Below are 13,917 nucleotides of genomic sequence, written 5' to 3' on the forward strand. Positions count from 1 at the left end.
CTATACTAGTTATTTGTTATGATAATGGGGAAGAACAGTGGTAGAAAGGTGGAGATCGATGATGGAGATGATCAATGCGCATATCGTCTCGGGCGACGAGACGTTCGAACGAGGCTATATTCGAGTCAACGGGACAAAGATTGAAGCAGTGGGGGCAATGGCGGACTATGTGGCTCAAGACGAAGAAGTGCATGACTTGAATGGGGCACTCGTCACACCGGGAATGATTGATGTCCATATCCATGGCGGATATGACGTGGACACGATGGACGCAGACGAGATGACGCTACGCCAATTGGCGAAATCAATGTATTCGGAAGGTGTGACCTCGTTTTTTGCGACGACGATCACGCAATCGCCGTCAAGCATCTCACGCGCACTTGAGGCGGCACGCCGTGTCATCGAGACGAATGATACATCGCTTATCGGTATCCATCTAGAAGGTCCGTTCGTGAATGTCGAGAACGCGGGGGCTCAGCCGGCCGAATACATTATCGACCCGGACGGAGAACAGTTCCGATCGTGGCAACAGGCGGCCGGAGGACACATCCGGCTCGTGACGTACGCACCGGAACGACCGGGTGCACGGACGCTTGAGGAAGCGATGCGGGAGACAGGGGCCATCGGGTCGACCGGTCATACGAACGCGACATACGCTGAAAATAAAGAGGCAGGCGTCAAACACGGGACACACCTGTACAACCAGATGCGCGGTGTGCATCACCGGGAACCGGGCACGGTCGGATATTGCCTGCTCGAACGTGACGTGATGGCAGAGATTATTCCAGACGGGATTCACAGCCGTCCAGAGATGGTCGATTTCGCCTATCGAATGAAAGGGGCAGACGGGCTCGTCGTCATCACTGATGCGATGCGGGCTAAAGGGTTACCGGACGGACGGTACGAGCTTGGCGGCCAGCCGGTCATCGTCGCGGCGGGGGCGGCGCGGTTAGAAGCAGGGAACTTGGCGGGAAGCGTGTTGACGATGGACGCGGCGTTCCGTAACATCCTTGCGTTCACCGGCTGTACGACTCAAGAAGCCGTGAAGATGACGGCGCAAAACCAAGCACGTGAATTCGGGCTGGCGGAGAAAGGGAACATCGCGAAAGGGTTTGACGCCGATTTCGTCATCTGGGATGAATCGTTGTCTGTCAGACAAACGATTCACCGCGGGGAAGTCGTCTTTCAAAAGGAGGAACACGCATGAATATATTAGTCGCCAATACACCACAAGAGGCCGAACAGATTGCTTATACGCTCATTAAAGAACGTTTGACCGGAAAACGTGAGTTCGTTCTCGGACTCGCGACCGGGAGCACGCCAGTCGGCATGTATAAAATGTTTAAGCAGGATCAATTGGACTGTCGTCACGTGACGAGTGTCAATTTAGATGAATACATCGGGCTTGCCCCGAACCATCCCCAAAGCTACCATCACTTCATGGAAGAAAAACTGTTCAATGACGTGCCGTTCAAAGAAAGTCACGTGCCGCGCGGAGATGCCGCGGACCCAGAACAGGAGACGGCACGCTATGAGGCGCTCATCCGTTCGATTGGCGTCGACCTGCAATTGCTCGGCATCGGAGAGAATGGACATATCGCATTCAACGAACCGGGGACGGCGCTCGATGCGAAGACGCACGTGACGGAATTGACGGAATCGACACGCGAGGCGAATCGGCGTTTCTTCGACTCGATTGACGATGTGCCGACCCAGGCGATCACGATGGGACTCGACACGATTATGAACGCGCGTGAAATCGTGCTCGTCGCGACCGGGACACGGAAAGCGGAAGCGGTCCATCACATGATTGAAAGCGTCCCGACCATCGATTGGCCAGCGACCATCTTACAGGCCCATCCAAGTGTAACGGTCGTCCTCGACAAGGAAGCGGCATCACAATGCGCAGAGGCGCTTCAAGCACGAGGCAATGAGGCCGCGGCTCGGTTCTTTTCGATTCGCGCTTGATCACCTGCAGACTGACGTCTGCAGGTTTTTGTTTGTGGGAAATTGTATGGAAATGAATTTGTCATCAAAACGTTTTCGACAAACAGAATAGTTTCCTCTATAATAAGTGAAGCTCGTATCATTCGACCGTGAAGGAGAATAAGATGAATTCTAGAACCCAGGCTCGTAGACGTCGTAAAGGACCGTCTGCGTTTTATAAACTGTTCAGCGCTGTCGTCCTCATCGTGGTCATTGCCGGCTCGAGCATGTATGGGACTGCCTTTTATAAAGCACACAACATGTTGTCGGGCACACAAGTGACACTAGATGACGACCCGATGGTAGAACCGACCCGGTTTGATAAGGAAGATACAGAAAGCTTCCTCGTGCTCGGGACGGATTTGTCGCCTCAAAAGAAAGCACGTGGCGAATACGGACGTTCAGATGTCATGATTGTTGTCATCTTGAACAAGAAAGAAAAACAAACGACGATGCTTAGCATTCCGCGTGACTCGTACGTTAACATCGACTATACCGGCTATAATATTCCTTATGGGAAGACAGGCCTTGACCAAGATAAAATCACGCACGCTTATTACTTCGGTTCGATGGATGAGTCGAGTCCGAACAACGGCATGCGGATGGCGACGAAGACGGTCGAAGACCTCGTCGGGATTGAGATTGACCACGTCGTCTCGCTCAACTTCCAAGGATTCGTCGACTTTATCGATGCTGTCGGCGGTGTCGAGATCGACGTCCCATTCTCGTCGAAACAAAATAGTTTTGACGCGTCTCGTGAGGCCGTCGAAGTCGAGGCCGGTCTTCAACAGTTGACGGGTGAAGAAGCGCTCGCTTACGTTCGAAACCGCTATGATGACCCACGTGGTGATATCGGTCGCGGTCAGCGTCAGATGGAAGTCATCAACGCCGTGCTCGAACAATCGCTCGGGACGTCGCTTCTCAACAACTACGATAAAGTGTTAAAGGCCGTCGGCGACAATATGCAGACGACGCTCGGACCGAACGACTATATGCGATTGATTGAAGATGTCGGGGCGCTCAACAACACGGTGCAATACCAGTTGACGGGTGAAGGTGCCCGTGCCAGTGATGGGCACTTCTACTACTTCTTGAACGAGCCGTTGCTCGATGAGGTGCGTTACCGTGTCCAACAAGCGGATGCCGGAAACGAAGTGCAAGCGATGACGGAGTCAGAGCTCGAATCCTATATGTACGACCCGTCCGGAATCACGTATGAAGCACAATAAATAATAAAAACGATTTGCCACTTCGGCAAATCGTTTTTATTATAGCCGTTCCATCGCGACCGTGAACGAGTAGGCGTCGCCACGGAACAACGAGCGGCTGTATTCGAACATGTCCCCGTTGTCGAGGTACGTCCGTTGATCAATCAAGAGCACCGGTGCCCCGGGCTCAATCGTTAGGAGTTCAGCTTCCTCCTCGCCGGCGCTCCGGGCTTCAAGCGTTTGTGTCGCATTTTTCAAATGGAGCCCTGCTTGCTCTGCGTACTCGTAGATGGAGCCGATAGCATCCTCTTGCGTCAATTCAGGTAGTAAAGTGACCGGGATATAGGCCGTCTCAAGGGCGAGCACTTGCTCGTCAGCTAGACGAAGTCGTTTCATCTCGTACACCGGTGTGTCGAGTGCGACGCTCAAGCGACGTGATACTTTATACGGAGCCGGAATCGTTTGGAACGACAGCAGGCGTGTGTATGGCCGCATACCACGATGTTTGATTTCTTCCGTGAAACTCGTCAAGCCGGAGAGCGCCATCGAAATTTTATTCGTCGCGACGAACGTACCGCGCCCTTTTTGACGATGAAGATAGCCATCGTTGACCAAGTTTTTAATAGCTTGGCGGACGGTCATCCGACTGACATCGTACGTCTCGGAAAATTCGCGTTCGGAAGGGATGAGATCACCCGGTTGAAGAAATCCCTCATCTATTTGTTGCTTTAAATAAGATTCGATTTGATAATAAATAGGAAGCGGGGATTTTTTATCGATCTGTAACATCTCAATCGCTCCTGACTCATAAGGATTATGCCTTATTATAGACTAAATCAAACTAGTTGTCTGAACACATTATAGAGAAAAGAGGTTCCAGTTATGACCGGATGGCAAGGACAAACGACCGTAACAGCACATAAAGAAGATAAGCGTGGCCATTGGATCGCGCTTGAAGAGACGCACTTTTATGCGGAAGGCGGCGGACAACTGGCTGACACCGGGACGATCGCGGACGAGACCGTACGAGATGTTCAACAAGTCGACGACGTCGTCTGGCACTTGCTTGAGCGTCCGCTTGAAGTCGGTACAACAGTGACTGCACATGTCGACGAAGCGACACGGCGCGACCATTCCGTTCAACATACCGCGCAACACGTATTGACTGCGATTCTTGAAGACCGATACGGCATCGAGACGCTCAGTTTCGGAATCGGCCAAGACGACGCCTCGATCGAGATCGGGACCGATGCGTTCGATTGGGTACAAATCGAGAAACTCGAGCAAGACGTGGCGACGGTCATTTACGAAAACCGTCCGATCCACGTCCGTCAGCTTGATGAAAGGGAAGTCGATCAGGCGAAGTTGCGAAAACCGACGGACCGGACTGGGGTGATTCGGATTGTGGAAATTGAAGGACTCGACTATAACGCATGTGGCGGAACACACGTCGTCTCGACGGGACAACTCGGCTTCGTCCACGTGACGTCTTTGAAAAAAGTGCGAGGGAACGTTCGTCTGACCTATGTCGCGGGTGAACGGGCGATTCGGGAATCCCAGTCGGCTCGAGCGGCGCTCCGCACGATTCACCAGACGTTATCGACGACGAACGAGACGGTCGCCACTCGTGTCCTTGAAGAGCGGAACGCCCGAATCGAACGTGAGAAAGAAGTGAAGGCGCTTGAGGCCCGGGTCGCCAAGGCAAAAGTAGCTGCCTTCTTACAAGAAGACAACTATGTAATCACACATATCGGGAAGACCGAAGGCGAAACGCTCACGACGATGATTATCGAGCGTATCGCAGCGACCGGACGAATTGCCGTCGGGGCCAACCATACGGCCCAGAAATTGATTCTCATGCACGACGGGACGCAGGACATCGCTATCGGGACGTTTTTGAAACGGACGCTCGACGACCTCGGAATCGGTCGGGGGGGCGGTAGCCATAAACAAGCGCAGGCGCGATTCGAGTCGGTGCTCGATTTAGAAAAGGCGACAGCCGAAGTCGTCAAACGCTTGCAGGAAGGGGTCGTCTCATGTTGATCATCAAGCACGGTCAAACCGATTCATTGATCGAACAAGCGCGACACGTCCGAGAAGTCGTCTTCATCGGGGAACAAGGCATCGATCCTGAACTCGAATATGATGCCCTCGACCCGGTCTGTGTTCACGTCGTCGGAACCGTTGATGCGGAGCCTGTGACGACGGCCCGGCTGCGACCGGTCGAAGCGGGGATTGGCAAAGTCGAACGGGTCGCGACATTGAAGGCGGCGCGCGGGAACGGCTATGCTCAAGAAGTGATGTTTGAGATTGAGCGCGTCGCGAAAAGCCAAGGCATGCATACGTTAAAGCTCGGCGCTCAACTGACGGCGCTCCCGTTCTACGAACGGCTCGGGTATGAGGCGTATGGCGATGAATTTTTAGACGCCAATATCCCGCACCGGATGATGAAAAAGACGTGGTAATGCTTTTTAGAAATTTTCCTTTTTTCTAAAAAAAGGTTGGCAAGCCGGATTCGTTTTGTTATAACTAAAACTAACAACTGACAGATAGAGGTTGCGAATGACATGAGTAAGCTTGATCGAGACGGACGCATTCCGGATCGGGCCGAAAGGGGAAATTCGCCGAAGTCGACGTTCGCATGCGTACGAACGAAGGCTGGGGTAGTCGTGAACAACGCCTACACTGCCATGGATGAAATGCCATGGAGCGCTATCTACGGAACGATTCTTTAATCGTTTTTCAACTGCGCGTACAAGCGGCAGGCCGTAGGGAGAGTGCTTCCTACCGGTCTGCCGCTTTTTCTGTTGGTGGACATCATGAAAGTGGGGAACTTGATGACAACCGTATTAAAATTTGGAGGCAGCTCCGTTGCCACAATCGAACAGATTCAGGCAATTTCTGAATACTTGCAAACCCGAGCTGAGGCCGGTGAGAAGCTCGTCGTCGTCGTATCCGCGATGGGCAAAACGACGGATTCACTCTTGTCACTCGCAAAACAGATTACGGAACGGCCGACGATTCGAGAACTCGATCGCTTGCTCGCCGTCGGAGAAGAACAGACGATCAGCCTGCTGAGCATCGCCTTGAACTCACGCGGCGTCGCCGCCATCTCGCTGACGGGACAACAGGCCGGCATCGACACGATGGGCATCCATACGAAAAGTAAGATTAAGGCAATCCGTAAAGAAGTGCTCGAAGAGAAACTACGGACGTACGACGTCGTCATCGTCGCCGGTTTCCAAGGCGTCAACGAGTTCGGTGACGTCACGACGCTTGGCCGTGGCGGCTCGGACACGACGGCCGTCGCTTTAGCGGCCGTCCTTAGCAAACGCTGTGAGATTTATACAGACGTTGCCGGCGTCTATACGGCCGACCCGCGCATCCATAAAGAAGCGCGCCGGTTGGACACCGTCTCTTACGACGAGATGATGGAGATGAGTGCGCTCGGCTCGAAAGTAATGGAAATGCGCAGCGTCGAGCTTGCGAAAAAATACGATGTAAACATTTTTGTAGGAAAGACGCTTGCGAGCGAAGGAGGAACGTGGATTATGGATATGACCCAAGCAATGGAACAAAAAGCGGTGACGAGCGTGAGTGTCGTGAAAAACGTACTCAGCGTCTCAATTAAACATATCCCGCATTCGGTGGCAGGAGTTGCCGATATTTTCGAAAAATTGTCACAGCGCCATGTCAATATCGATATGATCAGTCAGACAGCGTTCGACGGGGAAGTTTTCCTCTCGTTCACATGTCCACTCGATGAAGAGGCGTTCCTCGAAGAGGCGCTCGCCGAGTTGACGGAATCGTTCCCGCAAATCAAGATTGACCGCCATACCGAGCATGCGAAAATCTCGGTCGTCGGCATCGGGATGCGCGACGCAACAGGTGTCGCGTCCGAGTTGTTCGCGACGTTCCGTGAGAGCGGCATCCCGTTCTATCAAGTCACGACTTCTGAGATCAGCATCTCATACACGATTAACGAACAAGACGTTGAAGCAGCCGTCGCCGCCATCGCGACACGCTTCAAATTATAAGGAGGACGCGACATGTATAACGTAGCCGTCGTCGGTGCGACCGGTGCCGTCGGCCAAAAGATGATTGACGTATTGACAGAATATGAATTCCCGATTAACGAACTGTTGCTTTACGCGTCGGCCCGCTCGGCCGGGAAAACAGTGACCGTGAACGGCCAGGACGTCGTCATCCGAGAACTCTCGGACGCGATTTACGCGGACCCGATCGACATCGCGCTCTTCTCGGCCGGTGGGAGCTTGAGTGAACAGTATGCGCCTCGCTTGAGCAAACAAGGGGTCATCGTCATCGACAACTCGAGCGCGTTCCGGATGCAGGCGGACATTCCGCTTATCGTCCCGGAAGTGAACCGTGTCGAGCTGAGCCCGGAGAAAACGCTCATCGCCAACCCGAACTGTTCGACGATTCAATCGGTCGTCGCGCTTGCCCCGCTCGCTGAAGTATACGGCTTGACGCGCGTCGCCTATACATCGTATCAAGCGGTCTCAGGGTCGGGCCAAAAAGGGATTGAAGATTTAGAGCGCGGAAGCCGCGGGGAAGAACCACAAAACTACCCGTATCCGATTTACGATAACGTGTTGCCGCATATCGACGTCTTTTTAGACAACGGTTATACGAAAGAAGAACAGAAGATGATTGACGAGACGCGCAAAATCTTGAACGCACCGAACCTCGGTGTCACGGCTACGTGTGTCCGTGTCCCGGTCCGTAATAGCCACGCCGTCTCGATCACGGTGACGCTCGACCGTGCGGCGACGCTCGCTGAAGTGAAAGCGGTGCTCAGTGACGCACCGGGCATCGTCCTTATGGACAACCCGAGTGAGCTTGTCTATCCGACACCGCTCGATGCGAACGGGACGGACGATGTCTACGTCGGACGCGTCCGCGTCGACGAGTCGCAACCGAACACGTTCCATCTCTGGTGCGTCGCCGATAACGTTCGAAAAGGTGCCGCGGCGAACGCTGTACAAATCGCCCAATGCATGATTGGCCAGACCGCCACAAAATAAGGAGGAGATCATATGTTCACAGGAGTCGCAACTGCACTCGCCACACCGTTTCAACAAGACGGGTCGCTAAACCTTCCCGCATGGGAAGCGTTGATTGAAGAACAAATCCAAGAAGGGGTGAGCGGGCTTGTCATCGGAGGCACGACAGGTGAAGGAATGACGATCACGGACGCAGAGTTCGAGACGCTCCTTACGAAAGCGATCGCCGTCGCACAAGGACGTGCCGTCATCATCGCCGGCACCGGGTCGAACAACACGGCGCTCAGCATCGAAAAGACGAAGCGTGCCGCTGAACTCGGCGCTGAGATGGCGATGGTCGTCACACCGTACTACAACAAGTCGACGCAAGCCGGACTCATCGCGCACTTCACAGCGATTGCGGATGCGTCACCGATTCCGCTCATGCTTTACAACGTGCCGTCACGCACCGGTGTCGCCCTCGAACCGGCGACGGTCGGGGAACTCGCTGACCATCCGCGCATCGCTGCGCTCAAAGAAGCGAGCGGGGATATCTCGGTCATGGCCCAAATGATGGCCCACTTACCGGAAGGCTTCCCGGTCTATTGCGGCAATGACGATCAAATCTTGCCGTACATGGCATGGGGCGCACAAGGCGTCGTCTCGGTCCTCTCAAACGTCTATCCAGGTGCGACCGTCGCACTCGCCGAGGCGCTCCTTGCCGGAGACTTGGAAACGGCACGCAAGTGGCAAATTCGTTTGCTTCCAGTCATCGATGAACTGTTCGCGGAAGTGAACCCGATTCCGGTCAAAGCCGCACTCAATGCGCGCGGCTTCGGCTTCGGTGAACCACGTCTCCCGCTCGTCCCGATGAGCGCGACGGCCGAGGCACGGTTGTTATCGGCAATGGAGCAGTTCAACGAGGTGAGACAGTGAACTTACTCATTCATGGATACGGGGCAATGGGACAGATTGTCGAAGAAGTCGCCCATACACAAAACTTGAACGTCGCCGCCATCGTCTCACCGGCGGGTGGTGAACATCCGACGTCACTCCGAGACGTCGAGGCGGACATCGATGTCGTCATCGACTTCTCGAACCCGGCGCTGTTAGATGACGTGCTCGCTTACGGAAAAGCGAATAAAGTCCCGCTCGTTATCGCGACGACCGGCTTCTCGGAAGCCGAGCTCGCGAAAATCGAGGAAGCGTCACGCGAGATTCCAATCTTCCAGTCGTATAACACGTCTTATGGAATCGCGCTGTTAAAACAGTTATTAGACCAGCTCGTCCCGCTCACGCTCGGTTATGACATCGAAGTGATTGAGGCGCACCACCGGAAGAAAGTCGACGCACCAAGCGGGACGGCGGAGTTGCTCGCCCGTGCCATCGAAGCGAAACGTGACGTCACACCGGTATATGACCGGACGCCACGCCGCGAAGCGCGGGAAGCGAACGAACTCGGCATGCACTCGGTGCGTGGCGGTACGATTTTCGGTGAACACACCGTCCTCTTTGCCGGGGACGATGAAATGCTCGAATTGAAACACACGGCCCTGTCGAAACGCGTCTTCGCGAACGGGGCACTCGCTGCGGCGGCGACGATTCTCGACCGCCCGGCCGGACTTTACAATTTAACGAACCTATACGAGGAGGCTACTCATGTTACTCACAAACGCTTATGAAATCGCGCAATACATTAAAGATGCCAAGAAAGAAACGCCAGTCAAATTATACGTCAACGGCCAATTGGCCGGTCTCACAATCGAGGACGCGAAAGCGTTCGGATCAGATGAGTCGAAGCTGTTCTTGACGACAGCAGAACGTGCGGCTGCGTTCCTTGAAACGAACGCGTCGGTCATCACGGATTCCCACCTCGAGTTTGATCGCCGCAATAGTGCCGTTCCAATGCTTGACACAACTCAACTCAATGCGCGCATCGAGCCAGGCTCATTCATCCGCGATCACGTTCAAATCGGGAACAATGCCGTCGTGATGATGGGTGCGGTCGTCAATATCGGAGCGGTCATCGGAGACGGTTCGATGGTCGACATGAACGCGGTCATCGGCGCCCGCGGCACACTCGGGAAAAACGTCCACCTTGGAGCCGGCGCAGTTGTCGCAGGTGTCCTTGAGCCACCTTCAAAAGATCCGGTCATCATCGAAGACGGCGTCATGATTGGTGCGAACGCGGTCATCTTGGAAGGTGTCCGAGTCGGAGAGAACGCGGTCGTCGCAGCCGGTAGTGTCGTCACGCAAGACGTGCCGCCTGGTGTGGTCGTCGCTGGAACACCTGCCCGCGTTATTAAGCAAAAAGATGAAAAAACCGCAGAAAAAACACAACTTGTTGATGACTTACGCTCCCTGTAACGTATAATAGACAGAAAATATCAAAAATGAATGGGAGAGTTGAACGATGGAACAGTATGGACAATGGATGTGGAAAGACGGAGCTTGGATTGAGCCGACGGATGCGAACACGAGCATCATGACGCACGCGATTCATTACGGCAGCGGCTTTTTTGAAGGGATTCGGGCCTATCACACAGAGGAAGGCCCGGCCATCTTCCGACTCCGCGAACATTTAGAGCGACTCGTGCGTTCATGTGCGTACTATCATGTCGACTTGCCTTACACGGTCGATGAGCTCGAGCAAGCGACAATCGAATTGATTGAGCGCAATGGATTCGAAGCTTGTTACATTCGTCCATTCGTTTTCCTCGGCACACCTTGGCAGGCACTCATGCCGACACAGGAAACGAAAGTACATGTCGCCATCTCATGCTGGCCGCTCGGCGAGTATTTCAGCAAGACGGTTGGCATCCGGGCGAAAGTCGCTTCATATCGTCGCGTGTCTTCGACGATGATGCCGATGCAGGCAAAAGCGGCTGCAAACTATATGAACTCGCAACTTCTTAAAGGGGAAGCGGTACGAGACGGGTACGATGAAGCAATCGCCCTCGATATGAACGGTAACGTCAGCGAGGCGAGCGTCGCCAACATCTTCCTCGTCAAAGGGAAAAAGATTTTCACACCATCACTCGATTGTTCGGTGCTCGACGGCATCACGCGTCAAACGGTGATCGACCTTGCCCGTGAAGAAGGATTTGAAGTCATCGAACGTCATATCGGGCGTGACGAGCTCTATGTCGCAGATGAGATTTTCTTAACAGGAACAGCGGCTGAAGTGACGAGCGTCATCGAAATCGACAACATTTCAATCGGAGGCGGCGTCCAGACCGTCGCAACCGACATGCTCGCACGTTATCGTGAAGCGGTGACAGGTAAAATCGAGCATCGTCGTGACTGGATCACGTTCGTCAAAACAGCAGTAAAAGAGTAAAGGAGTTTTTGTATGGGAGTCACAATTGACTTGAATGCGATTCGCGAAAACAAACGTCGGATTGAGGCGCTCGGCCGACCGGTGTTCGCCGTCGTGAAAAACAACGCCTATAATTTAGGGATGGAGCCAGTTGTGACCACGCTGTATGAAGAAGGGGTACGTCACTTCATGGTGACGACTCTCGACGAGGCGACGGAAGTCCGGTCCAGTGCACCGGATGCCCGTGTGCTCGTCATGAATCCTGTATATGAATGGACAGCTGTTCACGAGCAACAGTTCGACGTCGCCATCGGATCCTACGACTGGCTCGTCGCGCAACGCGATCAATTGGACGGCGTCCGGCTTCACTTGAAACTAGATGTCGGCATGAATCGCTTCGGTGCGAAGACGTATGACGAAGCGCTCGCCATTCTTGCGTTTTGCCAAGACGAAGGGCTCAACCTCGTCGGATTATGCACACACTTCCCGCTCGCTGATGCGGACAACGCGGAGATGGAGCATAGCGTCCACGTGGAGCGGTTCGCCGACTGGTCGACGCGGCTGATGGAACGGCAGACGTTCGAAGTGGTGCATGCGGCCAATAGCGCGGCCACGCTTCAAGCAGACCCACGCCTCGGTCACTGTACACACGTCCGCGTCGGCATCTTTTTATACGGTTACTCTTCCGTCGAACCGGTCGACTGGCTCATTCCGGCCTTTCGTTGGGAAACGGAAGTCATCGCAATCCATGACATTGAAGCGGGGGCGCACGTCGGATATGGGACGGGTTACACGGCTGAATCGAGAGAGCGTATCGCCGTGCTCCCAATCGGCTATGGGGACGGGCTCATGCGGGCCCGGCGCCATTTACCGGTCCATATTCAGGAGAAGGCGTTTCCGTTCGTCAGCAACATCTTTATGAGTCACAGCTTTCTGCGCGTTGATGCATCGGTTCAAATCGGGGACCGTGTCGAATTGTACGGGAACACGACGAAAATCGATGACATCACGCGGACGGGTTATGCGAATAACTCAGAACAATTATGCGCACGCTCATGGCGTGTCCCGCATCGCTACGAAGGAGGAAATGTATGTACACCACCAACCAATCAGTTTGCATGATCGAGGGCGTGTCCGTTCGTGAACTTCAAGCGACATATGGGACACCGCTCTATATCATGAGCGAACCGGAACTCGAGAGCCGCCTCGGCCTCGTCCGAAGCGCTTTTCTAGATAAGTATCCGAACACGTATGCGCTTTATGCGTCAAAAGCGATGTCGATTGCAGCCGTGTACGAGAAAGTGATGGCCGCAGGTTTGAGCATCGACGTCGTCTCGCGCGGCGAAATGTACGTCGCCCTTCATGCTGGCGTCCCAGCCGACCGGATTCACGTCCACGGGTCGAATAAGACAGTGCATGATATTACGTTCGCGCTTGAGCATGGCATCACCCATTTCACGATCGACAACATGCGTGAGATCGGGTTGCTCTCGGGCCTCGCCGCACAGCATGGCGTTGACGTCGACGTCTTGCTCCGTATTGTCCCCCAAGTCGTTGGAGGCGCCCATGAGGCGATTCAGACGGGTGGGGTCGATACGAAGTTTGGCTTCCCGACACATGACGACACGTACTTGGAAGCAGTCCAAGCGACACTTCAAGCGGACCGCCTTCGCTTACAAGGGATTCATTGTCATGTCGGGTCACAGATTCAAGAGCCGACGCTGTTCATCAACACGGTCAAGACGATGGTCAACTTCATTGAGACGATTCGTCAACAGACGGGCTTCACGGCCGACGTGTTGAATATCGGGGGTGGCTTTGGTGTCGCCTATCTCGAGTCGGACGACCCGCTCGACTTTGCCGACACGATGACGCAAGTGATGGATACGCTCATCGCGGAAGTGAACCGTTTCGGGTTGCCGCTTCCGAAAATCGGGATTGAGCCGGGACGTTGGCTCGTCGCGAACGCCGGTGCGACGCTTTATGAGGTCGGCACGGTGAAAGAAGTCAGCGGTGTCCGTACGTATGTGTCGGTCGATGGCGGGATGACGGATAACATCCGTCCCGCTCTCTATGACGCCGAATATGACGTCATTGCGGCGACACGGATGGATGAGGAAAAGACGCTCGAAGCGAAAATCGTCGGGGCATGTTGCGAGTCGGGGGATATCATCTCGAACAAATCGCTCATCCCACCGGTCGAGGCAGGGGATTTGCTCCTCGTTAAAGCAACGGGCGCCTATAACTTCTCGATGGCAAGCAACTATAACCAGATGCTTCGTCCGGCCGTCGTGTTCGTGAAAGATGGGGCACATTGTCTCGTCGTCCGCAGACAGACGCTCGAAGATTTGGTCGTGTGTGAAGTCGTTGGACAATCATCTTAATCTTAGGCACAAAAGGG

Annotated in this window: 14 protein-coding genes and 1 riboswitch; of the genes, 13 read left to right on the forward strand and 1 reads right to left on the reverse strand. The window is 54.2% G+C overall.

Annotated elements, in window-relative coordinates; translation table 11 throughout:
- The first annotated feature begins 58 nt into the window (after nucleotides 1-58).
- The 3 genes from nagA to KNP92_RS12645 all read left to right on the forward strand — a co-directional run bounded on the left by nagA (nucleotide 59) and on the right by KNP92_RS12645 (nucleotide 3,215).
- Nucleotides 59-1,207, forward strand: a complete 1,149-nt coding sequence (nagA, locus tag KNP92_RS12635) for an N-acetylglucosamine-6-phosphate deacetylase (RefSeq protein WP_376778132.1) — start codon at nucleotides 59-61, stop codon at nucleotides 1,205-1,207.
- Entirely contained in the window at nucleotides 1,204-1,968 is a 765-nt protein-coding gene (gene nagB / locus KNP92_RS12640) for a glucosamine-6-phosphate deaminase (protein WP_214841050.1), read from the forward strand. The genes nagA and nagB overlap by 4 nt, the downstream gene beginning before the upstream one ends.
- A 143-nt stretch (nucleotides 1,969-2,111) precedes the next feature.
- The gene (locus KNP92_RS12645; protein WP_214841052.1) at nucleotides 2,112-3,215 is read left to right on the forward strand and encodes an LCP family protein; all 1,104 of its coding nucleotides are present in this window, start codon (nucleotides 2,112-2,114) and stop codon (nucleotides 3,213-3,215) included.
- A 39-nt stretch (nucleotides 3,216-3,254) separates the two neighbouring features.
- Here the strand turns inward: KNP92_RS12645 and KNP92_RS12650 are convergent, their stop codons facing one another.
- Nucleotides 3,255-3,983, reverse strand: a complete 729-nt coding sequence (locus tag KNP92_RS12650; protein WP_214841054.1) for a GntR family transcriptional regulator — start codon at nucleotides 3,981-3,983, stop codon at nucleotides 3,255-3,257.
- Nucleotides 3,984-4,076: 93 nt separating this feature from the next.
- Between KNP92_RS12650 and KNP92_RS12655 the strand changes: the two genes are divergently transcribed.
- The 10 genes from KNP92_RS12655 (at nucleotide 4,077) to lysA (ending at nucleotide 13,900) form a co-directional block, all read left to right on the forward strand.
- Nucleotides 4,077-5,237, forward strand: a complete 1,161-nt coding sequence (locus KNP92_RS12655; RefSeq protein ID WP_214841056.1) for an alanine--tRNA ligase-related protein — start codon at nucleotides 4,077-4,079, stop codon at nucleotides 5,235-5,237.
- Nucleotides 5,231-5,659, forward strand: coding sequence for a GNAT family N-acetyltransferase (locus tag KNP92_RS12660; RefSeq protein ID WP_214841058.1), 429 nt, complete (start codon nucleotides 5,231-5,233; stop codon nucleotides 5,657-5,659). The genes KNP92_RS12655 and KNP92_RS12660 overlap by 7 nt, the downstream gene beginning before the upstream one ends.
- A gap of 77 nt (nucleotides 5,660-5,736) precedes the next feature.
- Nucleotides 5,737-5,917, forward strand: a riboswitch (Lysine riboswitch).
- 114 nt (nucleotides 5,918-6,031) lie between these two features.
- Nucleotides 6,032-7,231 carry an aspartate kinase gene (locus KNP92_RS12665; RefSeq protein ID WP_034814424.1) on the forward strand — a complete coding sequence of 400 codons (1,200 nt, stop codon included), beginning with the start codon at nucleotides 6,032-6,034 and terminating at the stop codon, nucleotides 7,229-7,231.
- 12 nt (nucleotides 7,232-7,243) lie between these two features.
- The gene (locus KNP92_RS12670; protein WP_214841065.1) at nucleotides 7,244-8,239 is read left to right on the forward strand and encodes an aspartate-semialdehyde dehydrogenase; all 996 of its coding nucleotides are present in this window, start codon (nucleotides 7,244-7,246) and stop codon (nucleotides 8,237-8,239) included.
- Nucleotides 8,240-8,251: 12 nt separating this feature from the next.
- Nucleotides 8,252-9,133 (forward strand): 4-hydroxy-tetrahydrodipicolinate synthase, encoded by an 882-nt coding sequence (gene dapA, locus KNP92_RS12675; RefSeq protein ID WP_034809962.1) that lies wholly within the window; start codon nucleotides 8,252-8,254, stop codon nucleotides 9,131-9,133.
- Nucleotides 9,130-9,879 carry a 4-hydroxy-tetrahydrodipicolinate reductase gene (gene dapB, locus KNP92_RS12680; protein WP_034809959.1) on the forward strand — a complete coding sequence of 250 codons (750 nt, stop codon included), beginning with the start codon at nucleotides 9,130-9,132 and terminating at the stop codon, nucleotides 9,877-9,879. Before dapA ends, dapB begins: the two co-directional genes overlap by 4 nt.
- Nucleotides 9,857-10,564 carry a 2,3,4,5-tetrahydropyridine-2,6-dicarboxylate N-acetyltransferase gene (gene dapD, locus KNP92_RS12685; protein ID WP_214841067.1) on the forward strand — a complete coding sequence of 236 codons (708 nt, stop codon included), beginning with the start codon at nucleotides 9,857-9,859 and terminating at the stop codon, nucleotides 10,562-10,564. The genes dapB and dapD overlap by 23 nt, the downstream gene beginning before the upstream one ends.
- Before the next feature lie 46 nt (nucleotides 10,565-10,610).
- The gene (locus tag KNP92_RS12690; protein WP_214841069.1) at nucleotides 10,611-11,537 is read left to right on the forward strand and encodes a branched-chain amino acid transaminase; all 927 of its coding nucleotides are present in this window, start codon (nucleotides 10,611-10,613) and stop codon (nucleotides 11,535-11,537) included.
- A gap of 12 nt (nucleotides 11,538-11,549) precedes the next feature.
- Complete coding sequence (gene alr / locus KNP92_RS12695) at nucleotides 11,550-12,638, forward strand: alanine racemase (RefSeq protein ID WP_214841071.1); 1,089 nt, start codon at nucleotides 11,550-11,552, stop codon at nucleotides 12,636-12,638.
- Nucleotides 12,608-13,900, forward strand: a complete 1,293-nt coding sequence (lysA, locus tag KNP92_RS12700; RefSeq protein WP_251136582.1) for a diaminopimelate decarboxylase — start codon at nucleotides 12,608-12,610, stop codon at nucleotides 13,898-13,900. Before alr ends, lysA begins: the two co-directional genes overlap by 31 nt.
- The last annotated feature ends 17 nt before the right edge of the window (nucleotides 13,901-13,917 follow it).

Source organism: Exiguobacterium sp. s122 (assembly GCF_018618475.1).
Classification (GTDB): Bacteria; Bacillota; Bacilli; order Exiguobacteriales; family Exiguobacteriaceae; genus Exiguobacterium; species Exiguobacterium himgiriensis.